The sequence below is a fragment of the Burkholderia sp. MSMB1588 genome (assembly GCF_001546925.1).
GTDB classification, from domain to species: domain Bacteria; phylum Pseudomonadota; class Gammaproteobacteria; order Burkholderiales; family Burkholderiaceae; genus Burkholderia; species Burkholderia humptydooensis.
Map to the genome: position 1 here is coordinate 553,749 of NZ_LNJS01000001.1, position 24,433 is coordinate 578,181.

The 24,433-nt window shown below is 69.4% G+C and carries 17 protein-coding genes and 2 pseudogenes; 10 read left to right on the plus strand and 9 right to left on the minus strand.

Annotated features, from left to right (window positions below):
* The first annotated feature begins 117 nt into the window (after window positions 1-117).
* Window positions 118-465 carry a GFA family protein gene (locus tag WS92_RS14275; protein WP_015602258.1) on the plus strand — a complete coding sequence of 116 codons (348 nt, stop codon included), beginning with the start codon at window positions 118-120 and terminating at the stop codon, window positions 463-465.
* A gap of 57 nt (window positions 466-522) precedes the next feature.
* Here the strand turns inward: WS92_RS14275 and WS92_RS32155 are convergent.
* Window positions 523-808, minus strand: a pseudogene (locus tag WS92_RS32155) (DUF4377 domain-containing protein); the annotation flags it as partial.
* Window positions 809-986: 178 nt separating this feature from the next.
* On the opposite strand from WS92_RS32155, the gene WS92_RS14280 reads away from it, so the two are divergent.
* Window positions 987-2,669: a purple acid phosphatase family protein gene (locus tag WS92_RS14280; protein ID WP_059931206.1), complete on the plus strand. Its 1,683-nt coding sequence runs from the start codon at window positions 987-989 to the stop codon at window positions 2,667-2,669.
* Here the strand turns inward: WS92_RS14280 and WS92_RS14285 are convergent.
* Window positions 2,647-4,485: a histidine kinase gene (locus WS92_RS14285; RefSeq protein ID WP_059931208.1), complete on the minus strand. Its 1,839-nt coding sequence runs from the start codon at window positions 4,483-4,485 to the stop codon at window positions 2,647-2,649. The genes WS92_RS14280 and WS92_RS14285 overlap by 23 nt on opposite strands.
* 53 nt (window positions 4,486-4,538) lie before the next feature.
* The gene (locus tag WS92_RS14290) at window positions 4,539-5,984 is read right to left on the minus strand and encodes a response regulator c-di-GMP phosphodiesterase, NosR family (RefSeq protein WP_059931210.1); all 1,446 of its coding nucleotides are present in this window, start codon (window positions 5,982-5,984) and stop codon (window positions 4,539-4,541) included.
* A 461-nt stretch (window positions 5,985-6,445) separates the two neighbouring features.
* On the opposite strand from WS92_RS14290, the gene WS92_RS14295 reads away from it, so the two are divergent.
* Complete coding sequence (locus WS92_RS14295) at window positions 6,446-7,039, plus strand: DUF4142 domain-containing protein (protein WP_009911317.1); 594 nt, start codon at window positions 6,446-6,448, stop codon at window positions 7,037-7,039.
* A gap of 165 nt (window positions 7,040-7,204) precedes the next feature.
* Here WS92_RS14295 and WS92_RS14300 read toward each other — a convergent pair whose 3' ends face one another.
* A complete protein-coding gene (locus WS92_RS14300; protein WP_059931212.1) occupies window positions 7,205-8,956 on the minus strand; it encodes a methyl-accepting chemotaxis protein in 1,752 nt (583 codons plus the stop codon).
* Between the two features lie 498 nt (window positions 8,957-9,454).
* A complete protein-coding gene (locus tag WS92_RS14310; RefSeq protein ID WP_059931216.1) occupies window positions 9,455-11,215 on the minus strand; it encodes a cholesterol oxidase substrate-binding domain-containing protein in 1,761 nt (586 codons plus the stop codon).
* 506 nt (window positions 11,216-11,721) lie between these two features.
* Here WS92_RS14310 and WS92_RS36580 point away from each other — a divergent pair.
* A pseudogene (locus WS92_RS36580) lies at window positions 11,722-11,832 on the plus strand (LysR family transcriptional regulator); the annotation flags it as partial.
* A 48-nt stretch (window positions 11,833-11,880) separates the two neighbouring features.
* Complete coding sequence (mnmH, locus tag WS92_RS14320) at window positions 11,881-12,960, plus strand: tRNA 2-selenouridine(34) synthase MnmH (RefSeq protein WP_006024643.1); 1,080 nt, start codon at window positions 11,881-11,883, stop codon at window positions 12,958-12,960.
* Between the two features lie 129 nt (window positions 12,961-13,089).
* Here the strand turns inward: mnmH and WS92_RS14325 are convergent, their stop codons facing one another.
* On the minus strand, window positions 13,090-13,284 hold the full coding sequence (locus WS92_RS14325; protein ID WP_015600233.1) for a hypothetical protein: 195 nt from the start codon (window positions 13,282-13,284) through the stop codon (window positions 13,090-13,092).
* Between WS92_RS14325 and WS92_RS35805 the strand changes: the two genes are divergently transcribed.
* Window positions 13,283-13,450: a hypothetical protein gene (locus WS92_RS35805; protein WP_171845221.1), complete on the plus strand. Its 168-nt coding sequence runs from the start codon at window positions 13,283-13,285 to the stop codon at window positions 13,448-13,450. The two genes, WS92_RS14325 and WS92_RS35805, sit on opposite strands and share 2 nt — an antisense overlap.
* Before the next feature lie 74 nt (window positions 13,451-13,524).
* Here the strand turns inward: WS92_RS35805 and WS92_RS14330 are convergent, their stop codons facing one another.
* Both WS92_RS14330 and WS92_RS14335 read right to left on the minus strand, forming a co-directional pair.
* A complete protein-coding gene (locus tag WS92_RS14330) occupies window positions 13,525-14,790 on the minus strand; it encodes an ABC transporter ATP-binding protein (RefSeq protein WP_059931287.1) in 1,266 nt (421 codons plus the stop codon).
* Window positions 14,791-14,900: 110 nt separating this feature from the next.
* Window positions 14,901-16,637, minus strand: coding sequence for an ABC transporter permease (locus WS92_RS14335; RefSeq protein WP_059931218.1), 1,737 nt, complete (start codon window positions 16,635-16,637; stop codon window positions 14,901-14,903).
* Between the two features lie 345 nt (window positions 16,638-16,982).
* On the opposite strand from WS92_RS14335, the gene WS92_RS14340 reads away from it, so the two are divergent.
* The 4 genes from WS92_RS14340 to WS92_RS14355 all read left to right on the plus strand — a co-directional run bounded on the left by WS92_RS14340 (window position 16,983) and on the right by WS92_RS14355 (window position 21,215).
* Window positions 16,983-18,302, plus strand: a complete 1,320-nt coding sequence (locus tag WS92_RS14340) for an erythromycin esterase family protein (protein ID WP_059931289.1) — start codon at window positions 16,983-16,985, stop codon at window positions 18,300-18,302.
* A gap of 25 nt (window positions 18,303-18,327) precedes the next feature.
* Complete coding sequence (locus WS92_RS14345; RefSeq protein WP_015601239.1) at window positions 18,328-19,005, plus strand: dienelactone hydrolase family protein; 678 nt, start codon at window positions 18,328-18,330, stop codon at window positions 19,003-19,005.
* Complete coding sequence (locus tag WS92_RS14350) at window positions 19,002-20,363, plus strand: nicotinate phosphoribosyltransferase (protein WP_059931220.1); 1,362 nt, start codon at window positions 19,002-19,004, stop codon at window positions 20,361-20,363. Before WS92_RS14345 ends, WS92_RS14350 begins: the two co-directional genes overlap by 4 nt.
* Window positions 20,364-20,516: 153 nt before the next feature.
* Complete coding sequence (locus tag WS92_RS14355; protein WP_009911333.1) at window positions 20,517-21,215, plus strand: phosphoribosyltransferase; 699 nt, start codon at window positions 20,517-20,519, stop codon at window positions 21,213-21,215.
* A 49-nt stretch (window positions 21,216-21,264) separates the two neighbouring features.
* Here the strand turns inward: WS92_RS14355 and WS92_RS14360 are convergent, their stop codons facing one another.
* The gene (locus tag WS92_RS14360) at window positions 21,265-24,357 is read right to left on the minus strand and encodes a transglycosylase domain-containing protein (protein WP_059931222.1); all 3,093 of its coding nucleotides are present in this window, start codon (window positions 24,355-24,357) and stop codon (window positions 21,265-21,267) included.
* Window positions 24,358-24,433: the final 76 nt, after the last annotated feature.

A 24,433-nucleotide genomic window follows, 5' to 3' on the forward strand; every position in this document is an offset into this window, starting at 1 on the left:
CGCACGTCGTTCAGCGGTTGCGATTCGCCCGGCCGGGCGTTACCGTACGCCACCGGCCGGTCGTCCGGACGCGGCGCCGCCGCGCCGCCGCGTCGGAACCGATCCAGGGAGGCGATCATGCTTTACACCGGCAGTTGCCATTGCGGCAAGGTCAGGTTCGAGGTGGAAGGGGAGATCGACGGCGCGTGTGCGTGCAACTGCTCGATGTGCATGCGCAAGGGCTCGCTGCTGTGGTTCGTGCCGCGCGACGCGTTTCGCCTGAAGACGCCTGATGAAGACGCCGCGACCTATCTGTTCAACAAGCACGTGATCCGCCATCGGTTCTGCCCGACCTGCGGGATTCATCCGTTTGCGGAAGGCACGGACCCGAAGGGCAACGCGATGGCGGCCGTCAACCTTCGCTGCGTCGACGGCATCGATCTCGACGCGGTGAGCGTCCGGCATTTCGACGGACGCGCGCTCTGAGCGCATCGGGCGGCGCGCGCGGCATGCTTCGACGCGCGCCGCGCCCGCGGTCTCGCATCGTCCGGCCCAACGCGGCTGCTGCCGGACGATGCGCTTGGGCACCCAGCGAATCGACGAGCCGTCGGCGGCCGGATTCGGCGCCCTGCATTCGGCGATTTCGAGCCGGTATTCGTAGCCGGGGCGGTAATCGTTGCCTTCGATGCCGCTGTACCAATGCCGCCACGGCTCGTTCGGGTTCGTGCGCACCTGCAGGCAATCCATCGGCGCGACGTAGACGGTCTTCGTAGACGGTCTTCGGCGCGGCTTGCGGCGCGGCCGTCTGCGCGGCGGGCGCGTTCGTCGCGTTCGTCACGTTCGTCACGTTCGTCACGTTCGCCGCGCGCGGACGCGCTCCGCGCTCGCGCGATGCGCTGACATCGTCGCGTCACGCATCCCGTCATAAGGTGTCGGCGCTGACGCGCGCGGCAACCGCCGTTCGCTGTCGTTCCTTCCCCGCAGACCCCCGACAATCGGACGAAACCATGCCGAACAAGCCAGCCCCCGATGCACCGCCGACCGAGCATACTTGCGCCGTCTCGCGCCGCGGCTTTCTCAAGTTCGCGGGCGTATCCGGGCTCGCGACCGCCGCGAGCGGACTCGCGGCCACGCGCGCGGCGGCCGCCGCGCCCGACGGCACCCCCGAGCAGATTCATCTGACCTGGGGCGACGCCGACGCGCACGAGATCGTCGTGTCGTGGGCGTCGCTCGCGGCCGCGACGAACCCGCGCGTGCGCTTCGCGGGTCCGAACGAGGCGTGGCGAACCGTCCACGGCGTGCAGCGCACGTACACGGATGGCCTGAACGGCGAAGTCGTGTTCACGTATCACGCGCGGCTGCGCGGCCTGAAGCCGGGCGCCGTCTATCGCTACGAGGTCACGGCCGACAACGACAGCAACGCGGCGCAGCCGTTCGCCGCGCGCTTCGAGGCCGCGCCGCACGGCCGCGCGCCGTTTCGCTGGACGAGCTACGGCGACCTGGCCACGCCGAACACGGGCTGGGTGCTGTCGTCGCCGCAGAGCCGCTTCGCGGTGCAGGCGGTCGAGCGCTTCCAGCCGCTCTTTCATCTGCTGAACGGCGATCTCTGCTACGCGAACCTGAACCCCGCGCATCAGCCGGCCGTGTGGCGCGACTTCGGCAACAACAACCAGGCGTCCGCCGCGAACCGCCCGTGGATGCCGTGCCCCGGCAATCACGAGATCGAGTTCCACAACGGTGCGCAGGGCCTCGATTCGTATCTCGCGCGCTACACGCTGCCGGAGAACGGCACGCGCTTTTCGGGCCGCTGGTACAGCTTCCGCGTCGGCGCGGTGCTGTTCGTGTCGCTCGACGCGGACGACGTCGTCTATCAGGACGCGGCCGCGTTCGTCGCTGGCCCGAACCCGCTCGTGCCGGCGGCGAGCACCGGCAACGAGGCGATCGCCCCCGGCACGTCGCTCTACGTGCGCGGCTACAGCCGCGGCGAGCAGACGCGCTGGCTCGAGGAAACGCTGCGCCGCGCGTCGCACGATCGCGACGTCGACTGGATCGTCGTGCAGATGCATCAGGACGCGCTCAGCTCGTCGAAGACGGGCAACGGCTCGGACAAGGGCATTCGCGAAGCGTGGCTGCCGCTGTTCGACCGCTACGGCGTCGACCTCGTGCTGTGCGGCCACGATCACGACTACGAGCGCAGCTTCCCGGTGCGCGGGTGCAATCATCGCGCGGGCGTCGACGCGGCGACGGGCGAGGTCGTCGACACGCTGCAGCCGCGCCCCATCGTCACGACGGACCCGGCCGACGGCAAGTTCGACACGTCGCACGGCACGATCCACATGATCCTCGGCGGCGGCGGCACGAGCGCGCCGCTCGACGTGTACGGCGAGAATCCGGCGACCGGCCTGCCGCAGGCGCGCGTGTTCACGAAGCCGAACCGGCCGGTGCCGGGCACGGCGCCGAACACGTTCGTGCGGCACGGCGCGGACGCCGTGGAGGACGCGATCTGGTCCGCGCGGCGCGACACGGGCACGGGCTACGGGATCGCGGTGTTCGATTACGAGCCGGGCGAGCACGGCGGTCACTCGACGATCACCGTGAACTACTATCACGCGCCGGGCGCAGACCAGAAGCCGACGGCCGAATACGAGCTGTTCGAGACGATCGTGCTCAGCAAGCCGCACCGCGCGTAAGCGGCGCCGCCGGCGCGGCGGCGTGCTCGGCCGCGCGCGCCGCGCCGCACGCCCCGTCGCGCGCGGCTGCCTGCGCGGCCGGGCCGGGCTTGCGCCGGATCGGCAGCGTGACCGTCAACGTCGAGCCGCGGCCGACGCGGCTCTCGACGTCGATGCGCCCGCCGTGATGCTCGACGATGCCGTGCGAGATCGACAGCCCGAGCCCCGTGCCCTGGCCGACCGGCTTCGTCGTGAAGAACGGATCGAAGATCCTGCCGATCACGTCGTCCGGAATGCCCGCGCCCGTGTCGGCGATCGAGATCGACACGGTGTGGTCGTCGTGCGTCGTGCGAATCGTGATCGTGCCGTGCGTGCCGATCGACTGCGCGGCGTTGACGAGCAGGTTCATGAACACCTGGCTCAACTGCGCGGCGTTGCATTCGACAAGCGGCAGGCTGCCGTACTCGCGCACGATGTCCGCCTTGTACTTGAGTTCGTTGTGGACGACGTTCAGCGTGCTTTCGAGGCTCGCATGCAGATCGGCGAATGCCCACGCGTCGCCGCTCGGCCGCGAGAAGTCGCGCAGGTCGCAGACGATGCGCCGCACGCGCATCGCGCCGTCGATCGATTCGTCGATGAGCGCGATGATGTCGCCGCGCACGTAGTTGAGATCGACGTCGCGCGCCACCGCGGCGAGCGGCGCGCGCGCGTCGGCCGCGAGCGTGCCCGTCAGCGCTTCCTGCGCGGCGATCACGTCGAGGAGGCCCCGGACCCAGCTCTTCAGCGTGTTCAGATTCGCGTTGACGAAGCCGATCGGGTTGTTGATCTCGTGCGCAACGCCCGCCGCGAGCTGGCCGATCGACGCGAGCTTTTCCGATTGCAGCAACTGCACGTGCGTTTCCTCGAGCCGCCGAATCAGGCGGCGCTGCTCGTCCTTCTCGTGCTCGAGACGCGCCTGCGCGGCCTTGCGCTCGTCGATCTCCTGCTCCATCTTCCTGCGCGTTCGCTGCAGCACGTGCGTCGTGCGCTCGTACTGCCGCAGCGCGCCTTCGAGCTCGCTCGTGCGCTTCGTGACGAGTTCCTCGAGCGCGTCGGTCATCCCGCGCAGGAACGCGGTGCGCGCGTCGAAGCGCGATACGACGAGCGTCGCGCTCAGGATCGTCGCGGTGAAGAGCGCGATCGTCGCGCCGAGCCAGGCGCCGCTGATCTCGCCCGCCGCGCCGCACACCGCGTTCGCCGGAAAATGCGCGGCCGCCATCCCCGTGTAATGCATGCCGGTGATCGCGATGCCCATCACGCCCGCCGCAGCGATCCGCTTCGCGAACACGCGCGGTTCGTTCTCGCTGCTCAGGCGGTGCGCGATCCATAGCGCGGTCGTCGACGCGCCGATCGCGATCGCGATCGACGCGACGAAAAGCGTGAAGTCGTAGGCGATCGCGGGCTGCATCCGCAACGCGCTCATGCCGGTGTAGTGCATGCCAGCGATGCCGATCCCCATCAGCACGCCGCCCATCGCGAGCCGCTCGCGCGTGAGCGCGGCGCGCGTGACGGCGCTGAGCGCGAAGTACGACACGACCACCGCGATCGCGAGCGACGCGAACGTGTGGCCGAAGTCGTAGCCGAGCGGGATCGGCAGCGAGAACGCGAGCATCCCGACGAAGTGCATCGCCCAGATGCCCGTGCCCATCGCGGCCGCGCCGCCCGCGAGCCATGCGCGCCGCATCCGGGACTGATCGAGGAGCGTGATGAGCGCGCTCAGGTCGAGCGCCGTGTACGACGCGAGCGTCGCGATCGCGAGCGACAGCGCGACGAGCGGGAGGTCGAAGGTTCCGTGCATGGGCGTCGGTCTTTCCTGGTGCGTGCGGGCGGGCGGCGGGCGCGGCGCGCGCGTCAGCGTTCGCGCCCGGCGGCGGCCGCGGCTTCGGCGAGCGGCGTCGTCTGGATCAGGATCGTGAACGGCGTGCTCTCCTGCGCCTCGTAGCGCCGCACGAGCGCGACCTGGTGCGCGGACACGACGCTGCCCTTCGTCATCAGCAGCACGCCGCGGCTCGTGCGCAGATCGTCGGCGAGCCGCATGCCTTCGAGCAACTGGCCGCCCGTGATCCGCGCATACGGCGTGTTGCAGCCGAGCGTCGCCAGATCCTTCACGAGCGCGGCGAAGCGATCGACGATCTGCGGGTCATAGCGCAGGCCGGCCTGCGACTTGATGAGCGCGACCGCCTGTTCGGGCTGCAGGCGCTGATTGACCACGCCGCCGCGCTGCAATCCCTCGTAGTCGCGCGCGATCGCGAGGATGCGCGAGCCGAGCGGAATGTCGTCGCCCGCGAGGCCGTCCGGCGTGCCGCGTCCGTTGAAGCGCTCGTACTGATGGCGAATGATGTGCGCGACGTGATTGAGTTGCGCGACGGGCGTGAGCACCATCTGCGCGCGCAACGGATGCTGATGGAACAGCCGGCTCTCTTCCGCGCTCATCCGGTCGATCGATCTGCGCAGCAGCTCGTCCGGCAGCGACAGCTTGCCGATGCCGTGCAGGAGGCCGGCGAAATGCAGATCCTGCGCCTGCAGCTCGCTCATGTCGAACGCGAGCGCGAGCCGCTTCGCGAGTTCGCCGATGCGCCGCGATTCGCCGCCCATCACGCCGCAGCGCAGCTCGATCATGTTCGCGCCGACCTGGATCATCGTCATGAAATTGCGCTTCAGGTCGCGCTGCGCATCTTCGAGGAACATCACGGTCTGCCGGATCTCCTCGGTGCGCGCGCGCACCTGCGCTTCGAGTTCCGTGCTGAATGCGACGAGCTCCCCGTTCTGCTTCTGCGTGAGCGCGAAGAGGCGCGCGGCCTCCTGGCGCAGCCGTCTTTGCTCGAGCGCCTGCTTGACCGTCAGCAGCAGGTCGTGATCGTCCCACGGCTTGTTCAGGTAGCGATACACGCCGCCTTCGTTGATCGCGCTCACGACCGCGTCGATCTCGGAATAGCCCGTCAGCAGGATGCGCATCGTGTCCGGATGGAGCGTCTGCGCGCGCGCGAGGAATTCGGCGCCCGTCATGCCCGGCATCCGCATGTCGGAGACGATGAGGTCGACCTCGCCGGCGGCGAGCACGTCGAGCGCCGCGGCGCCGCTCCCGGCCGTCACGACCTGGTAGCGCGCGGTGCGCAGCAGGCGCTTGAGCGCGGACAGGATGCTCGGCTCGTCGTCGACGATCAGGATCACGGGCGCGGCGGGCGCGCCGCCGTCCACGCCCGCGGGCGCGGAACCGGCGCTGCGCGCATGATCGGCCCCGCGCGGGTGCGGCGCGTCCGGCGCGATCGTCGTTGTCGATTCCTCGGGTCCGTTCACGAAGCCTCCGCTTCAATTTTTGTCATCGGCTAGCTGCGATATCGGCGTGCGCGCGTGCGCGCTTGAGCTAAAAAAACGGGGCGTTAGCGTACCTACCTAGAGCGTGTGCCCGCGGCGCCCCGCGATGCGCGCGAACGGAGCGTGCGAGCCGAAAGAATCGGGTCGACTGTTTCGGACGCGCGCATCGGCTCCGCGCGTGTCGATTTCAGGACAATTTCGACCGAGATGGTGCGCGCATGCTCGCGCAGCCTTTCGTCTTACCTCCCGTTACACAATCGACACCATCGTTGCACCTCGGTCGCGACGCACCTCCTAGAATGCACTCGACGGGTTGCGCCGCATCCGAGTCCGCAGCCGGTGCGCGCGACGAAGGCGTCGCATGTCTCGCCGCGCCGTGCCCGGCCGCAGCATCGCAGCCCCGATCGTCGATCCGTTGATGAATTTCACCCTAAGGAGAACGTATGACTCGCCGTTCCGCTTTTTCTCTCGCCGGCGTGTGTGCCGCCGCGCTGTTCGTCTTCGCGACCGCCGCATCCGCACAAAACGCACCGTCGCCCGCGCCGACGCAGCCGCGTCCCGAGGCGGCCGCCGATGCCGGCACGCGACTGCACGAAGCCGATCAGGCGTTCGTCGCCGATGCGACGAAGGCCGTGTCGACGCAGCGCGACGCCGCGCGCATCGCGGATTCGCGCTCGAGCGATCGCGCCGTGAAGGCATTCGCCGAACGCGTCGCGAGCGACAACGAGAAGCTGTCGCAGGCGTTGCGCGCCGCGAGCCCGCGCGGCGTCGACGTACCGCACAACGATCCGGACCCGGCCGTGCTCGACAGCATCAAGAACCTGCGCGGCGACGCGTTCGACAAGGTATACATCGAGCAGGTCGCGCTCGAAGGCAACCGGAAGGCGCTGTCGGTGTTCCAGGCCGAGATCGCGTCGGGCCGCAACGAGCAGTTGAAGAACGCCGCGCGCAAGGGCTTGCCGGTGATCCAGGCGCATTACCAGCAGGCTCAGGAACTCGCGAGCCGCAAGCACCTGGCGAGCGACGCGTCGAAGTGACGGCGATCGATCGCCGGGCGCCGCCGCGCTCGCGGCGGCACGCGCCGTGGCGACGAGCCTGCTCGCCGCGCGCCGTGCATCCGGCGCGCGGGACCGCAAACGAACAGGCGGCGCGTGAGCGCCGCCTGTTTTCGTATCGACGCCGCAATGCACGGCGCACGCCGGTCAGAACGTCTGCCAATCCGTCTCCGTGTTCGTCGTCGCTCGTGCGGGGGCGTCCGCCGGCGACGCGCTCGCCGGCGTGAGCGACGGGGCAGGCGTCGCGCGCATCGCGGGCCGGGGCCGCGCGACGCTCGCGCGGTGGCGCATCGCGTGCTCGGCGCCGGCTTGCGGCGCACGCGCATCATCTCTGCGCGAATGCGCGCGTCCGTTCATGCGAAACACGGCCACCGCATCGACGAGCCGCTGCGTGCGGCGCTTCAGCTCATCTGCGGTCGCCGCCGATTCCTGCACGAGCGCGGCGTTCTGCTGCGTCATCTTGTCCAACTGCGTGACGGCGACGTTGACCTGGGCGATCCCGTCGGACTGCTCGCGCGTCGCCGAGCTGATCTCGACGATCAGGCCCGCGACCCGCGCGACCTGCGAACGGATATCGTTCATTGCTTCGCCCGCCTGATCGACGAGTGCGCTGCCCGCCGCGGTTTTCTGCACGCTGTCGTGAATCAGCGCCGCGATTTCCTTCGCCGCGTTCGCGCTGCGCTGCGCGAGCGTGCGCACTTCGGCCGCGACGACCGCGAAGCCGCGCCCTTGCTCGCCCGCCCGGGCCGCCTCGACGGCCGCGTTCAGCGCAAGGATGTTCGTCTGGAACGCGATGCTGTCGATCACGCCGATGATCTCGCTGATCTTGCGGCTCGACGCGCTGATCTCGCCCATCGTCGTCACCACCCTGCCGACCACCGCATCGCCTTTTTCGGCTGCGTCGCTCGTCGAGCCGGCGAGCTGACTCGCCCGCGTCGCGGTATCCGCGTTGTTGCGCACCGTCGCGGTCATCTGTTCCATCGACGCGGCGGTTTCCTCGAGACTCGCGGCCGCCTGCTCGCTGCGGCTGCTCAGATCATCGTTGCCCGCGGTGATCTTGCCGCTCGCGCTCTGCAGGCCGGACAACTGATCGCTTACGTCGTCGACGAGCGAGCGCAGATTGAGCCCGGCCTGATTGACCGCGCGCATGATCATGCCGATCTCGTCGACGCGGTTCAAATGGACGTTGTCGCCCGCCTGGCCTGCGGCGACCGCGAGCGATTGCTTCAGAACGCGTTGCAGCGGCGCCGTGATCTGCGCGGCGAGCCAGAACTCCGCGAGCAGCAACAGCGCCGTTTCGGCGGCGGCGAAGCCGTCGAGCATCGCGCCGTGCAACCCGAAGAGGAACGCCGTCGATACGGAGCCGGCGAGGAGCGCGAGCAGCGCGGCGCGAACGCGCCAGCGCGCGCTGAGTGTCTGCGGCAGCGACATCCATCCGAGGAGCCCGGTGCGCACGACGAGGCCCTGATGAAACTTCCGGCCGCGCGTGCGATGCTCGCGAAAGTCGCGATAGAGCGCTTCCGCGCGCTCGATTTCGTCGCGCGACGGTTTCGTGCGCACCGACATGTAGCCGACGAGCTGCGCGTTGCGGATCACGGGCGTCGCGTTCGCGCGCACCCAGTAGTGGTCGCCGTTCTTGCGGCGGTTCTTGATGATCGCGGTCCACGAGCGGCCGGCCTTCAGCGTCGTCCACATGTCGGCGAACGCTTCGGCCGGCATGTCAGGATGCCGAACGATGTTGTGCGGCTCGCCGAGGATGTCGTCGCGCTCGAACCCGCTCACCTGGACGAACGCGGCGTTCGCGTATGTGACGTAGCTCTGGGGGTCGGTCGTCGACATCAGCGTCGCATCGTCGGGAAAATCGTATTCCCGCTGGGTCACTGGAAGATTGGCGCGCATGAAAGGCTTTCTCCAAAAGATCCGGAACGTCGTATGTCGCGAATGCGGCGAATGCGCAGTCCGGCGACATGATCGGGTTTACGGACGATTTCGCGAGAGCTGAGTGGGTGGAATCCATGATGCTTGCTTGATGTGGGTCAACGCGTGCGCAATCGTTTGCGGTTCGACGCGGAGGCGAAAGAAAATGATCGGATTCCATATTGTCTGCGCTAAGCGAAGCGGCCGGACGCGCGGCGGCCTGCGCGTCAGCCGCGCGACGATGGTCTTTGCCGAGCAGCTTCGCCATGATGTAGGCGGACGGCGTGCACGGCAGCGAGTTGAACAGCACGATGATCGTGAGCGCAGGGCCCTTGACGCCGAATGCCGAGGCTCACGCCGATCCAGAGCGTCAGCAGCGGCACGAGCAGCAGCTTGATGAACGACGATTGCAGCACGGGGCCGCTCGCCGCTTTCGCGGCCTTCATGTCGAGTCCCGCGCCGACGGCGCGTCGGGTCGCGTCAGCCCATCAACCGGTCGAGCAGCGGCGACGAGAATACGCGCCGCGGATCGTAGCGCTCTAGCGTGCGCAGCGCCGCGTCCCAGTTGTCGGCGGGCGACAGCCCCTGCCGGAACAGATCTGGAATCGTCGTGCCGAGCATCGTGCCGTCGCTCCACGCGGCGGTGTCCGCGTAGCCCCAGCCCTTCGACCATTCCGGCCGCACGGTCGCGTAGTCGCCGCTGTAGTTCGACAGCATCCACTGCTCGTTTTCGCGATAGAAGCGGTTCGCGTCGGGCGTGCCCGGTATCGTCAGGATGTCGAACCAGATCGCTGCGTTCCAGTCGGGATGGTCGGGCCGCGGCCGGATCGCGGACAGCGATGGCGGCACCGCGCCCGGGCCGACGTCGTCGGGCGCATCGACGCCCGTCACGCGGATCTCGACGGGGCCGTTTACCGGATAGCGGCCCGCCGCGCGATAGTCGGCGATCCGCTGCCGATACGCGCCGACGAACTCGTTGATCACGCGCTGCACGTTCTCGCGGCGCGTGAGCACCGCATAGCCGTTCGCGGTCACGCGCAGCGTCGTCGGCCGCACGTAGTGCAGCACCGAGCGCGACCATCCCCACAGATTCGTCAGCGGCCCGAAGAGATTCGTCAGGCCGAGATACGTGATCGTGTACTGCGTCTTGCCGAAGAGCGGCGCCAACTGGACTTCGCCGTTCAATACGATGCGGCTCACCAGATCGGACAATTCCTGCGATGTCGAATCGGAAAACGGATAGTTGTACGGCTGATCGACGACGCGCGCGCCGGACGGCGGATTCGGCCGGACGGTCCAGACCTTCAGCCACGGATAATCGGTGAACGGAAACCAGATCGCCTCGATGCGGCCCGAGCGCCGCACGAACGATTCGACGGTTCGGCCTCGCTTGCCCGGCGGCGCGAACAGCTCGTTGACGGGGATATCGACGAAGCTCTCGCATTGCAGCCGTTGATTCGCGCCGACCTGCAACGTCGCGTCGACGATGAACGCGCGGCCGACGTGAGCGAGGAACGGGCCGATGTCCGGATCGGCGCGATCGAACGTGCGAAGCGCGTAGCGGCCCGACGATGCATCGTGGACGACCGCGGTCAGCGCGAGCACCGCATTGCTGAGCGAGCCGTACGTATGCCCGGGCGGGCGCGTTTCGTCCGCCGCCGGCAGCGCCGTGCCGTGCGCGCCGATCGCGAGCGCGCCGCCGAGCGTGATGTCGCCGGGCGCGGGCACCGCCGCCATCCCGAGCCCGTGCTGCTCGAGCGTCGCGAGCAGCGTGTCCAGCGAAACGCCCGCTTGCGCGATGACGCGCGCGGGCGTCGCCGACGCGTCGACGGACACCGCGCTCAGATGCTTCGTGGTGTCGACGAGAATCGTGCGCTCGTGCGCATCGTTGGCGGCGACCGTGAGCGGCGACCAGTTGTGCATGTGGCCGAGCGGCCGTGCGCGATAGCCGTTGTCGGCCGCCCAGTTGACGATCGCGACGACGTCGGCGGGCATCGTGGGCGCGGCGGTCCACAGGTCCGCGACCGCGATCTCGCCGCTCCAGTTGCGAAACGCCTGCTTGTAGAGCGGGATGCCGGAAGGAAAATTCGGCGGCGTCGCGCCCGCGGGTTGCGCGTGTGCGGCAATCGGCCGGATCGGCGTCCACCCGGCGACGATGCCTGCGCCGGCGAGACGCGCGACGTCGCCGAGAAACGCGCGGCGACGAACACGCGAAGCGGGATCTCCGAGGATCTTTTTCATGGGCTTCTCGAAAGTTGGTTGATTGCGCAATGAAGGAGTGAAACTTTTCCGTGAATCGAAATACGTTTCCCTCTTTGACTGCGTGCATGTTGTTCGAAGCGCGTCATTGTTTTTGAAAAGATCGTGGCCGGCCGACCGAAAGCCATTGGATGATAGGTGGCCGCGTGCATGCGTCAAGCGAATCGAAGCATCGATCGCGCGGGGAAAGAAGCGGGTGGAGGAACGGCGGGGCGACCGCATCGACTCGGCGTGGATTGGGGTGAATCGGCCAGCGCGTGCCGCCGCCGGTTCTGCCGCGGCGCGCGCTCCTGGCAGGAAGACACGGTTTGTATGCGCGATGTGCGTTCGCGGCGCGCGCAGGCCCGCAACGGCGCATGGCGCGACGGGCGCTTGCTCGGCGCCCGCGTCGCGCGCTTGCGGCGCAGGCTCGCTGTCCGCCGCGTCTTGCCCGCCCAGCACCGCGCGCGCTCGATGTCGAGTGCGCGCTCCCAGCGAGCGACCGCGAGTCGGCTCGCGCCCGCGCGCTGATCGATTTTCTCGTCGCGCGCCTGGGCGCGCCGGCGCCGGCGGGCGGTCAGCCGGCGGGCGCGCGGGACGCCGCGCCGCGCGTGAGATAATCGCGCTTCCACCGTCAGCGATGATACGGCCCCGCCGCTCCCGATACGTTGAATCTCCAGCCCGTTTCCCTCGACCAGATCGACGATTTCGACGAGATCGTCGACGTGCGCACGCCGCTCGAATACGCGGAGGACCATATTCCGGGCGCGCTGAACGCGCCGGTTCTCAGCAACGAAGAGCGCGTGATCGTCGGCACGATGTACAAGCAGGTGTCGCCGTTCGAGGCGACGCGCGTCGGCGCGGCGATGGTCGCGCGCAACATCGCCGCGCATCTCGACACGACGTTCGCCGACCGTCCGCGCAACTGGCGGCCGCTCATCTATTGCTGGCGCGGCGGCAAGCGCTCCGGATCGATGACGGTCTGGTTCAACATGATCGGCTGGCGCGCGCGGCAGCTCGACGGCGGCTACAAGTCGTACCGCCGTTCGGTCGTCGACGCGCTCGGCCAATTGCCCGCCGGGTTTCGTTACGTCGTCCTGACGGGGCACACGGGAAGCGGCAAGACCCGGCTGCTGCACGCGCTCGCGCAGGCGGGCGCGCAGACGCTCGATCTCGAGGCGCTCGCCGCGCATCGCGGCTCGCTGCTGGGCGCGCTGCCGAGCAGCGAGCAGCCGTCGCAGAAGGCATTCGACACGGCGCTCGTCGGCGCGCTGCGCGGCTTCGACCGCGAGCGGCCCGTGTTCATCGAAGCGGAGAGCCGGCGCATCGGCGCGATCATGCTGCCGCTCGCGCTGCTGACCGGCATGCACGCGGCGGATTGCGTGAACATCGAGACCGAACGCGACGAGCGCGTCGCGCTGTTGTTGCAGGACTACGGGCATCTGTTCGACCAGACCGCGTTCTTCAAGATCCAGCTCGAGAAGCTCGTGCCGCTGCACGGGCATGCGCGGATCCGCAAGTGGCACGAGATGCTCGACGCAGGGCTGCGCAGCGAGCTGTTCGAGGAGCTCGTCGACGTTCACTATGATCCCGCCTATGCGCGCAGCAGCGGCGCGCACTTCGTTCGCCTGCCGCAGGCCGAGCGCTTTCCGTTCCGGCCGACCGCGAGCGACGTCGTCGAGCAGGCGCGGGCGTTGCTCGCGCATCTCGATGCGGCGGGCGCTAGCGCTTGCAGCAAGCGGGCCTGAACGGCGCGGCGCGCGCGGCCTGCGAGGGGCGGCGCGCCCGGCGAGCCGGCCGCCGTTGCGTTGCCGCGCATTGCGTGCGGCCGCGCGGCGTTCGCGTCGCTGGCGCTACCCGTTCGCAGCCGATATTCGTCAATGCCCGATCGAATCGCCGCCGTCGGGCGAAGCGGGCTGTGCCGGCGCACCGCCGCCGGCGGATGCGCCCGGCGCTGACGCGCTCCTGTCCTGCTTCCTGATGGTGTGTTCGACCGCATGTTGCGCGGCGGGCACGACGACGGTCGGAAAGATCACCGCGAGGGCGACCCACAGCACGACACCTGCAACCATGATCGATCTCCAGAAGAATCGCGCGGCGCCGGTGCGCGCATCGATGCCGCGTTCGGATGCGTGCGAGCCGCGCGCATGGCGGCATGGTGAACGTCGGCCCGCTCGGCGCAACTCGCGCGACGAGGCACTGCAACCACTGTACGAGCAACGCCGCGCCGCCTTTTGATCGAACTCAATCGGGCCGAAAAACGCTCGGACTGCGAAGCGACGGCGCAAGCGCGTCATGAGCGCGAGCAGGCGCTAGCCGCGCGCGTCGTCCCCGTCGCGTCGGAACACGCGCGCGTCGTCGTCATAGTCGTAGAGGCCCGCGAAGCGTCCCCAATCGATCGCGACGCGCAGCGTATTCGCCGCGTCGAGCGGATTCAACCGGTCGAGCAGTTCGAGCTCGAAGCGCTCGCGCGGCGCCTGATGGCCGGCGCGCTCGTCGAGCACCTGACGAATGTGCGCGGCGAGCGCAACGAAGTGCTCGAGATGCTCGCGAAACAGCCGCTTGCGCTCGCTCGCGTCGCCCTGCGCGTAGACGCGGCCTGCGGCTGTGAGCCGCAGCGCGCCGTCGCGCAGCTCCGCGAACTCGAGCACGTGCAGCGCGATGGCGAGCGGCAGCAGATCGCCGACCGGCATCGCGAGCGCGGATGCGAGCCGCGGCAATTCCGCGCAGCCGTCGCGAGCATGCGCAACGAATGCGTCGACGAAGCTGTCGAGCCGATGGCTCGACACGTTCGGCAACCGCTGCGCGGGAACGCCCGGCTTGCCGTTTCGGGCGGCGACCGCATCGGCGATGCGCGACGTGAGCGCCGCGTAGATGTCGTCGACGATGTGCTGCAGTTCCGGATCGAGCCGATTGCGCGGATAGCCGAGCGGAATCGGCACCTCGGCGAGGATGCGGCCCGGATGCGCGCCGAGCACGAGAATCCGGTCGCACATCAGCACCGCTTCCTCGATGTTGTGCGTGACCATCAGCACCGCGTCGATCGGCAACTGGCGCGCGTGCCAGAGATCGAGGAAATCGGTGCGCAGTGTGTCGGCCGTCAGCACGTCGAGCGCCGAGAACGGTTCGTCCATCAACAGCAGCGCCGGATCGCCGACGAGCGCGCGCGCGAAGCCGACACGCTGGCGCATGCCGCCCGACAGCTCGCGCGGATACGCGGATTCGAACCCGTCGAGCCCGATCAGCTCGATTGCCGACATCACGCGTGCGCGTGCATCCGACGGCGGCACGCGGATGGCGTCGAGCCCGAGCTCGACGTTCTCCTCGACGGTGAGCCACGGATAGAGCGCGAAGGTCTGGAACACGACCCCGATGCCGGCGGCGGGACCGTCGAGCGGCGCGCCGCGATATTCGACGCGCCCGCTCGTCGGCTTCACGAGCCCGGCCGCGACGCGCAGCAGCGTCGACTTGCCGGAGCCGGAGCGGCCGAGCAGTCCGAGAATCTCGCCTTCGCGGACGGTCAGATCGATGCCGGCGAGCACGGGCAGCGGCTCGCCCGACGGCTTCGCGAACGACATGCTGACGCCGCGCAGCGCGATCACGGGCGCACGGGCGTCGTGCTGCGCATCGTCCGCCGAAGCGGGCGGCGGGGCGTAGGCGGGGAGTGTCGGCTCGGGCATGGGCTCACCTAGTCGAGGCGGGAGCGGCGTTCCGCGAACGCATAGAGCGGCCGCCAGATCAGACGATTCATCGCGATCACGAGCAGCGACATCGCCGCGACGCCGAGCGCGATCCGCGGATAGTCGCCCGCCGCGGTCGTTCGCGCGATGTACGCGCCGAGGCCGGCTGCGTCGATCGTCGTGTGTCCCCAGACGACGAGTTCAGACACGATGCTCGCGTTCCATGCGCCGCCCGATGCGGTGATCGCGCCCGTCACGTAGTACGGCAGGATGCCGGGCAGCATCACCTCGCGCCACCACGTCGGCGTGCGCACGCGCAGGCTCGCCGCGGCTTCTTTCAGATCGTCGGGGAACGCGGTCGCGCCGGCGATCACGTTGAACAGGATGTACCACTGCGTGCCGAGAATCATCAGAGGACTGAGCCAGATCGCGGGCGCGAGCCCGAAGCGCACGATCGCGAACACCGCGAGCGGAAACAGCAGATTCGCGGGAAATGCCGCGAGGAACTGCGCGACGGGCTGCACGAGCGCGGTCGCGCGCGGCCGCAGTCCGATCAGCACGCCGACTGGCACCCACACGACGGTCGCGACGCCGATCAGCACGAGCACGCGCGCGAGCGTCAGCGCGCCATTGCGCGCGACGTCGACGACGTCGAACCACGACAGCGCGGGCGCCGCGATCCGCAGGAGCGCGACGCCGGCATAGACGGCGAGCGCCGCGCAGAGCGACAACCACACGATGCGCGCGATGCGCCGCGACAGCGCGCGTTCGCGCGTCGACAGCCGCAGCGCGCCGAGCGACAGACGGGCGCGCGCCGCGCGATGCAGCGTCGCGCCGAGCGGTGCGCCGACGCGCTGCGGCAGGCTTGCGCGATGGAGCAGATCGAGCAGCCAACTGCGCGGCGCGGGGCCGCTTACGGTCTGATCGCAGCGGAACTTGTGCGCCCACGCGACCATCGGCCGGAACAACAATTGATCGTAGAGCGTGATCGCGATCGTCATCGCCGCGATCGCCCAGCCGACAGCGGCGAGGTCGCGCTCCGCGATCGCGCGTGCGACATAGGCGCCGACGCCCGGCAGCGCGATGTGCAGACCGCCCACCGAGATCGCTTCCGACGCGACGACGAAGAACCAGCCGCCCGACATCGACATCATCGCGTTCCAGACGAGGCCCGGCATCGCGAACGGCACCTCGAGCCGCCAGAAGCGCTGCCAGCCGGTGTGCCGCAAGCTGCGGCTCGCCTCGTCGAGATCGTGCGGCACCGTGCGCAGCGACTGGTAGAAGCTGAACGCCATGTTCCACGCCTGGCTCGTGAAGATCGCGAAGATCGCCGCGAGTTCCGCGCCGAGTGTGGTGCCGGGCGTGATCGACAGAAAGAACACGACGGTAAACGACAGGTAGCCGAGAATCGGCACCGACTGCAGCACGTCGAGGAGCGGGATCAGCACGGTCTCCGCCGTGCGGCTCTTCGCGGCAAGGGGCGCATACGCGAACGTGAACGCGATCGACGCGCCGAGCGCGGCGAGCATCCGCAGCACGGTGCGCAGCACGTAACCCGGCAACGCGAGCGGCGACAGCGAAATCGCCTCGGGGCGCGCGATGTCGAGCGGCAGCGACATCTGGCGCACGCCGGAGCCGAGCAGCACGATGAGCGCGAGCACGAGCAGCAGCGCGACCGCGTCGCGCCACCCGAGCGTGCGCAGATGCCGGCGTCCGCCGGCGAGCAGGTCGGCATGATGCGCCATGTCCACCTCGGTTCGAATGGCCGCGCTCCATCGTCGGCGAAAGCCCGGCGCGCGGGCTTGATGTGCGTCAAACGTATCGGGGCCGCCGCACCGCGCTTCGGAAATGACGCGGGCGCATGTGTGCGGATCGGGTTATTCGCACTGCAACTTCTGCGCGGAGCGCGTAAATTGAAAGAGACGCGTCGTCCAGGAGCGGCGGCGCGATCGCGGCCGCAATCGTTGACTCAACGCAAGGTTTCGGCGAAACCGCGGTCGACAATGATCGATCAGCGCGCCCTGCGCGGCGTCGCGCGACGGCCCGCCGCGAACGCGCGCGACGGGGCGGCGGTCGTCCGGAGACGATTCATGCATCCTGCGAAAACGCCCTTTCTCGCTGTGCGGGATCTCGCGCGCCCGTTGCGCGGCGACGCGGCCGATTTCGATGCGTTGATCGACATGGCGGACGATGCCGACGTGGTGCTGCTCGGCGAATCGACGCACGGCACCGACGAGTTCTACCGGATGCGCGCGCGGATCACCGCGCGCCTCGTCGACGAATGCGGTTTCGACACCATTGCGATCGAGGGCGACTGGCCCGACGCGTGGCGCGTGAATCGCTATGTGCAGGGCGACGCCGCGATGGCCGATGCCGACGCGGCGCTCGCGGACTTTACGCGTTTTCCCGCATGGATGTGGCGCAATCGCCCGATGCGCGAATTCGTCGGCTGGCTGCGCGATCGCAACGCGACGCTGCCGCGGCAATCGCGCGCGGGCGTCTACGGGCTCGATCTGTATAGCCTGTACCGCTGCGCCGACGCGGTGATCCGCTATCTCGACGATGTCGATCCCGGTCAGGCCGAGCTCGCGCGGCAGCGCTACGCGGCGCTCGACCACGTGCGCGAGCCGGGCGCATACGGCCACGCGGTCGCCTCCGGCGCGCGGCCTGCCGCGACGGCCGACGTGCTCGCGCAACTGCGGCAATTGCGCGAGCGCGAAGCGGCGTATCTCGCGCAGGACGGCATCGACGCGCTCGACGCGCAGTTCTTCGCGGAGCACAACGCGCAAGTCGTGGTCAACGCGGAGAACTATTACCGCGCGATGTTCGGATCGCGCGCGAACACGTGGAATCTGCGCGATGCGCACATGCGCGACACGCTGTTCGCGCTACGCCGCCATCGCGCGCGTTGCGGCTGCGCCGGGCGCGCGGTCGTCTGGGCGCACAACTCGCACGTCGGCGACGCGCGCGCGACCGAGATGCATCTGCGCGGCGAATGGACGCTCGGCCAGCTCGTGCGCGAAGCGCTCGGCGAGCGCGCGCTGTCGATCGGCTTCACCGCGTACACGGGGCACGTATCGGCCGCATCGCGCTGGGACGGCGACGTCGAGCGGAAATGGATGCGCCCGGCGCTGCCCGACAGCTACGAACATCTGTTTCATGTGACGCGGCTCGACCGCTTTTTCCTGCCGCTGCGCGAGATCGTCGCGCAGCCGCTTCGCGAAGCGCTGCTCGAGCGCGCGATCGGCGTGATCTATCTGCCGGAGACGGAGCGCGACAGTCACTATTTCATGTCGTCGATCACGGGACAGTTCGACGCGCTGTTCCATCTCGACGAAACGAACTCGCTCGAACCGCTCGCGCCGCCCGGTGCGTGGCATCCGCGCGAGGCGCCGGTGTCCGCGCCGTGACGGCGAGGCGGACGTGGAGAATGCAATGCAGATTCAGGAAGTACGGATACCCATCGGAAAAGTCGAGCTGAACGGCATGCTCGCGATGCCCGAGCATGCGTCGGGCATCGTCGTGTTCGCGCACGGCAGCGGCAGCAGCCGGCTCAGCCCGCGCAACCAGGAAGTCGCGGCGGTGCTGCAGCGCGCGGGGCTCGCGACGCTCCTGTTCGATCTGCTGACGATCGAGGAGCAGCGGCGCGACGCGGTGACGGCCGAGTACCGGTTCGCGATCGCGTTTCTCGCGCGCCGGCTCGTGAGCGCGCTCGACTGGCTGCGCGAGCGGCCGGACGTCGGCAAGCTGCCCGTCGGCCTGTTCGGCGCGAGCACGGGCGCGGCGGCCGCGCTGATCGCGGCGAACGCGCGCGGTCGCGTCGTGCGCGCGGTCGTCTCGCGCGGCGGCCGCCCCGATCTCGCGGGCGACGCGCTGCCGCGCGTGCGCGTGCCGACGCTTCTCATCGTCGGCGAGCGCGACGACGAAGTGCTCCGGCTGAACCGCGTCGCGGCCGGCTGGCTGATCGGCGAATCGAAGCTCGTCGTCGTGCCGGGCGCGACGCATCTGTTCGAGGAGCCGGGCACGCTCGACGAAGTCGCGCGCGTCGCGGCCGAGTGGTTCGTCGTGCATCTCGGCGACGGCCGGCGGCCGGCCGCAGGGGCCCGAAGATGACGAAGCCCGCGTGCGACAGCGCGCTGCTGACCGACCTGTACGAATTCACGATGCTGCAGTCGTACTTCGACTGCGGGATGAACGGCACGGCGACGTTCGAGCTCTTCGTGCGCAAGCTGCCCGCGCATCGAAATTTCCTGATGGCGGCGGGGCTCGAGCAGGCGCTCGATTATCTGGCGGACCTCACGCTCGATGCGCACGAGATCGAAGCGCTCGCGAGCACGGGGCTCTTCAGCGGCGGCTTTCTCGCGTCGCTCGAATCGCTGCGCTTCACGGGCTCGGTGCGCGCGATGCGCGAGGGTACGGTGTTCTTCGCCGACGAGCCGATCCTGCAGATCACCGCGCCGATGCGCGAGGCGCAACTGATCGAGAGTCGCGTGATGAACCTGCTGCATTACGAGTCGATCGTCGCGAGCAAGGCCGCGCGCGCGGTGCTCGCGGCGCCGGGCAAGACGCTCGTCGATTTCGGGCTGCGCCGCGCGCACGGCGCGGAGGCCGCGCTGCTGTCGGCGCGCGCGAGCTACGTCGCCGGCTTCGCGGGCACGGCGACGCTGCTCGCCGGCTTGCGCTACGGGATTCCGACGTACGGCACGATGGCGCATTCGTATGTGCAGGCGCACGACGACGAATCGCTCGCGTTCGAGCATTTCGCGCGTTCGTTTCCGCGCAACGCGATGCTGCTCGTCGACACGTACGACACCGAAGCGGCCGTGCGCAAGGTGATCGCCGTCGCGGGGAAGCTCGCGCGCGACGGCGTCGAAGTGAAGGGCGTGCGGCTCGACAGCGGCGATCTAGCGCAGCACGCGATGCGCGTGCGCGCGCTGCTCGATCGCGCGGGGCTCGTCCGGGTGACGATCTTCGCGAGCGGCAATCTCGACGAGTACCGGCTCGCCGAGCTGATCGGGAAGGGCGCGCCGATCGACGGCTTCGGCGTGGGCACGCGGATGAACACGTCGGCGGACGCGCCGTATGCGGATTGCGCGTACAAGCTGACCGAATACGCGGGTGTGCCGCGCCGCAAGCGCTCGGAGGGCAAGGCGACGTGGCCCGGACGCAAGCAGGTGTTCCGCCGCTATCGCGACGATGGCGTGCTCGACGGCGATTGCCTCGCGCTGCACGACGAGGCGCATGCGGGCGTCGCGCTGCTGGAGCCGGTGATGATCGACGGCGAGCGCGTCGCGCCGCCGCCGAGCCTCGCCGACGTTCGCGCGCATGCGAGCGCGCAGCTCGACGCGCTGCCCGCGGCGCTGCGCGATCTCACGCGCGCGGCCGAGTATCCGGTCGCCGTGACCGACGCGTTGTCGGCGCTCGCGCAACGGCTCGACGCACAGGCGGCGAGCGACGCGTCGCTCGCGTAGCGCGGCGCGCACGGGCTGCGCGAATCGCCGCGCATCGACGCAGATCGTCGCATGCGCAGGCATGTGCCGGCATGCGTCGGCACGCGTCGGCATGCAATCGAACGAGCCGCGGGATGGCGAGATCGTCGTCCGCGCCGCGGCGAAGGAGGCGTGATGAACGATTATTTTCGCGATCGCGTCGATGCCGGCAGACAGCTCGCCGCGCATCTCGCCGATTATGCGAACCGCGACGACGTCGTCGTGCTCGCGCTGCCGCGCGGCGGCGTGCCGGTCGCGTTCGAAGTCGCGAAGGCGCTGCGCGTGCCGCTCGACGTGCTGATCGTGAGGAAGCTCGGCGCGCCCGGCAATCCGGAGCTCGCGATGGGCGCGATCGCGACGGGCGGCGTCGTGCTGCTCGAGCAGTCGGTGCTGCGCGCGATGCGCGTGACCGAGCGCGAGCTCGCCGACACGATCGAGCGCGAGCGCGACGAACTCGCCCGGCGCGAAGCCGCGTATCGCGGCGATCGCGCGCCGCCCGCGCTCGAAGGGCGGACCGTGATCGTCGTCGACGACGGCATCGCGACTGGCTCGACGATGCTCGCCGCGCTCGAGGCGGTGCGCGCGCGGAAGCCGGCGAAGCTCGTCGCGGCGGTGCCCGTCGCGTCGCCGGGCAGCGCGCAGAAGGTGAGGGCGGCGGCGGACGCGATCGTCTGCGTGATGCGGCCGGACTGGCTGATGGGCATCGGCCAGTTCTATCTGAACTTCGATCAGACGAGCGACGACGAGGTGCGCGCGCTGCTCGGCCGCGCGCGCGAGCGGGCGCAGCCGGGCGGAAAGGACGCGCCGCCCGCCGAAGCCGGTCCTGACGATTGAAGGCAGCGGAAGGCGGCGCGCGGCGCGGCGTGGAGCCGTCTTGCGCCGCTCAGCCGTGGGCGGCCGCCTGCGCGGGCGAGCCGTTAGGGGCGGCGTTCGCGCTCGGCTGCGCGGGCGCGGCCATCAGCGGCTGCAGCGCCGGCGCGAGCGATTTCAGCAGTTGCACCGCCATTGCGCTCGTGAAGTCGTAGCGCGCCGCATACGGCTCGTGCGTGTAGGCGGTCAGCACGCCGAAGAACCGGTCGCCGAGCGAGAACGCGAACGTCGCGCTGCGATTGACCTTGCGCGATTCGATGAGGCGCGCGCCGCGCGCGTAGACGTTGAAGCGCTGGTCGCCCGTGCCCGTCTTGCCGTACACGGGCAGCGTCTCGCCGTCCGGGAACGTGAGGCCCTGCGCGAGGCGGCGCCCCGTGCCTTTCTGCACGACGTCGCCGAGCAGCATGTGCACCTGATTCGCGATCTCCGGCGACAGCAGCGGCTGCGGCTGCGCGGCCGCGCGGACGAAGCGCGTCTCATACGGCGTGCCGTGCGCGAACTCGAGCGACGAGATCCGCTCGTTCGGCACCTTCGCGCCGTTGTTCGCGATCAGGCCGACGAGCTTCGCGAGCGCGGCCGGCTGATCGCCCGACGCGCCGATCGCGGCCGCGTACGACGGCGTCAGGTGATCGAACGGATAGCCGAGCGCGCGCCACGAATCGCCGATCGCGTCGTATGCGCGCAGCTCGACCATCCGCTTGATGCGGCGGTCCTGCGTCGCGTGATAGCGCGTCTTGAAGAGCCACGAATACGAGGCGATCCGCGCGTCGCGGCTCGCCTTCTGCACGTCGTCGAGCGACGCGTCCGGATGCTTGCGCAGATACGCGAGCGTCCACAGCGCGAGCGGGTGGATGCCCGCGATGTAGCCGCGGTCGTTCAGGTTGAAGCGGTCGATCGCGTACTTCGTGTAGAGCTTGTCGAGCGCGTCGTCCGACAGCTTCGCGGCGGCCGGCGTGCCGTGCAGCGTCCCGCGCATCTTCGCGTCGAACCACGCGCGCGGCGCTTCGGGCGCGACGCTGCGCAGCACCGTCGCGACGCGCGGCGGCGATTTGCGCACGTTCTCGAGCATCGCGGAGAGCGCGTCGTCGTCGGGCTTGCCCGCGTACTTCGCGTAGAAGCGCTTCACGTATACGCGGCTCTCGGAATCGACGAAGCGCATCAGATAGCGCTGCCGCTGCGCGGGATCGTCGAGCCACGACGACGACGGCCCGCTCGTGCGGATCATCTCGTAATGGACGATGTCGCGCATCAGCCGCACGAACACGAGGTTCACCGAGGCCTGGAACGCGACGTGCACGGTCAGGATTCTGCCGTTGTCCGACTTGTCGAAGTTCGTGAAGCTTTGCGCGCCGCCGCCCGTGTAGAACGTCTCGCCCGGGCTCGCCGAGTACTTGCGCTCGACGGACGCGGCGAGCATCGCCTGCAGCGAGCGGTCCTGCGTGTGCGCGAGATAGTCGAGTGCCCAGCGCGTGAGCGCGTCGGTCGGATCGGGCTTCACCTTCGCGAGCTCGGCCGCGCTCAGGTTCGCGTAGCGCGTGTGCAGCTCGGAGATGATCTGCAGATACGTGACGATCGTGCGCAGCTTCGCGGTCGAACCGAGATTCAGGCGCGCGCCCTGGTTGATGTCGAACGGCTGGTCGACGCTGTCGGTCTGCACACGCAGCAGGTTTGCGCCGTTGCGGCGTTCGTACAGCGTGAAGCTGTACTGGATCTTCGACGGATCGTCGCCCGAGCGCAGCATCTCGAAGCCGTAGAGGCCCGCTTCGCGTGCGCCGTCGCGCGTCGCAGCGCGCGCGAGGCCCGCCGCGACCGCCTGCTGCACCTTGTTGTTCAGCGTGTCGGTCGCGCGCAGGTCGAGCCGGTCGAGCTGATAGACGTTGTCGATGCCGAGCGCGCCGAGCAGGTGCGAGCGCGCGGACGTCACCGCCTTGCGCGCGACGAACGAGCGCGCGTCGGCGTCGGCGGGCGCCGCGCTGCGCTCGATGTGCGCGGCAAGCGCCGCGTCGCGCAGCGCCGGCGTGATCACGCCGCCCGTCGCGAGCAGGCGCAGGTAGCTGTCGGTGAGGCGCTGCAGCGTCGGGTAGCCGCGATTCAGGAAGTACGACGGCGCGCGCTGCGCGATCATCAGCGAGAGCACCTGCCGGAACGCGGTGCCTTGCGCGGCGAGGTTCTCGGGCGTCGCCGGCGCGGCGAGCAGGCGGTTCACTTCGTGGAAGTCGCGCCCGTACCACGCGGCGAGGCCGTCGCCGATGCCCGTGACTTCGCCCACGCGCGCGCGCGCGGCGAGCGGCACCGAGTTCAGGTAGTGAACGACGATCGCCTGGCGCGCGCCCATCGTCTGCGGGCCGTTCAGATACGCGCGCACCGAAGCCGACGCGATCTGCCGGAGCTTCTCGGGCGGCGTCGCGGTGCGGCCGTCGGGCGAGTGGCGGAATTTCTCGAGCTGCGTCGCGAGCGTGCTGCCGCCGGGCGTCGCCTGATGGCGGTCCACGAAGCGCAGCCCCTGGTCGGCGAGCGCGCGGCTGAAGCGCCCCCAGTCGATCGCCGGATTGCGGTTCGGCTGGCTCGGGTCGAGCAGGTAGCGATCCTCGATGAAGAGAAGCGACTGCACGACGAGCGGCGGGATCGTCTCGAAGTCGCCGTATACGCGGTGCGGATAGGTGACGTCGAAGAGCGGCGAGCCCGTCGAGTCGACGATCGACAGGCCGGCCTGATCCTTTTCGTCGTATGGCAGGAACAGGCGCTCGTCGGCGAGCGACAGCATCCGGTCGGACGCGCGCGCCTGCGCCGCGACGACGAAGCCGCGCGACAGCAGCCGCGCCTGGAACGACGGCAGCAGCGCGTAGCCGAGGCGCAGGTCGTACGGGCCGTTGTCGGGGAAGCGGATGCGGTTGCTCGCGCCTTCGTCGACGCTATAGCCGACGTCGCGCGTCAGTTCAGACAAGAAGCGCGCCTGCAGCCGGGAGGTTTCGATTTCGATCTGGACCAGGCGTGCGACGATCGCAAGCGCGATCGCGACGATCACGATCACTGACCATTTGAATCCCTTCCAGAACGACAGCGTTCCGGTCGGGCGAAGCGCAATCCGAATCAGCGGCCGATTCATGGCGGCGTCTCCCGGCGGGCCGCGGCACGTGCCGCGGCCATTTCGATAAGTTTAGTACCGAATCGCGCAAGTCACT

Excerpts from the sequence above, each read along its gene's own strand:
- WS92_RS14275 (WP_015602258.1), top strand. The coding sequence starts at position 118 with ATGCTTTACACCGGCAGTTGCCATTGCGGCAAGGTCAGGTTCGAGGTG.
- WS92_RS35805 (WP_171845221.1), top strand. The coding sequence starts at position 13,283 with ATGATCGATCTCCAGAAGAATCGCGCGGCGCCGGTGCGCGCATCGATG.
- WS92_RS14325 (WP_015600233.1), bottom strand. The coding sequence starts at position 13,284 with ATGGTTGCAGGTGTCGTGCTGTGGGTCGCCCTCGCGGTGATCTTTCCG.
- WS92_RS14330 (WP_059931287.1), bottom strand. The coding sequence starts at position 14,790 with ATGTCGTTCGCGAAGCCGTCGGGCGAGCCGCTGCCCGTGCTCGCCGGC.
- WS92_RS14340 (WP_059931289.1), top strand. The coding sequence starts at position 16,983 with ATGCATCCTGCGAAAACGCCCTTTCTCGCTGTGCGGGATCTCGCGCGC.
- WS92_RS14310 (WP_059931216.1), bottom strand. The coding sequence starts at position 11,215 with ATGAAAAAGATCCTCGGAGATCCCGCTTCGCGTGTTCGTCGCCGCGCG.
- WS92_RS14285 (WP_059931208.1), bottom strand. The coding sequence starts at position 4,485 with ATGCACGGAACCTTCGACCTCCCGCTCGTCGCGCTGTCGCTCGCGATC.
- WS92_RS14280 (WP_059931206.1), top strand. The coding sequence starts at position 987 with ATGCCGAACAAGCCAGCCCCCGATGCACCGCCGACCGAGCATACTTGC.
- WS92_RS14350 (WP_059931220.1), top strand. The coding sequence starts at position 19,002 with ATGACGAAGCCCGCGTGCGACAGCGCGCTGCTGACCGACCTGTACGAA.
- WS92_RS14295 (WP_009911317.1), top strand. The coding sequence starts at position 6,446 with ATGACTCGCCGTTCCGCTTTTTCTCTCGCCGGCGTGTGTGCCGCCGCG.
- WS92_RS14355 (WP_009911333.1), top strand. The coding sequence starts at position 20,517 with ATGAACGATTATTTTCGCGATCGCGTCGATGCCGGCAGACAGCTCGCC.
- WS92_RS14335 (WP_059931218.1), bottom strand. The coding sequence starts at position 16,637 with ATGGCGCATCATGCCGACCTGCTCGCCGGCGGACGCCGGCATCTGCGC.
- WS92_RS14360 (WP_059931222.1), bottom strand. The coding sequence starts at position 24,357 with ATGAATCGGCCGCTGATTCGGATTGCGCTTCGCCCGACCGGAACGCTG.
- WS92_RS14300 (WP_059931212.1), bottom strand. The coding sequence starts at position 8,956 with ATGCGCGCCAATCTTCCAGTGACCCAGCGGGAATACGATTTTCCCGAC.
- WS92_RS14345 (WP_015601239.1), top strand. The coding sequence starts at position 18,328 with ATGCAGATTCAGGAAGTACGGATACCCATCGGAAAAGTCGAGCTGAAC.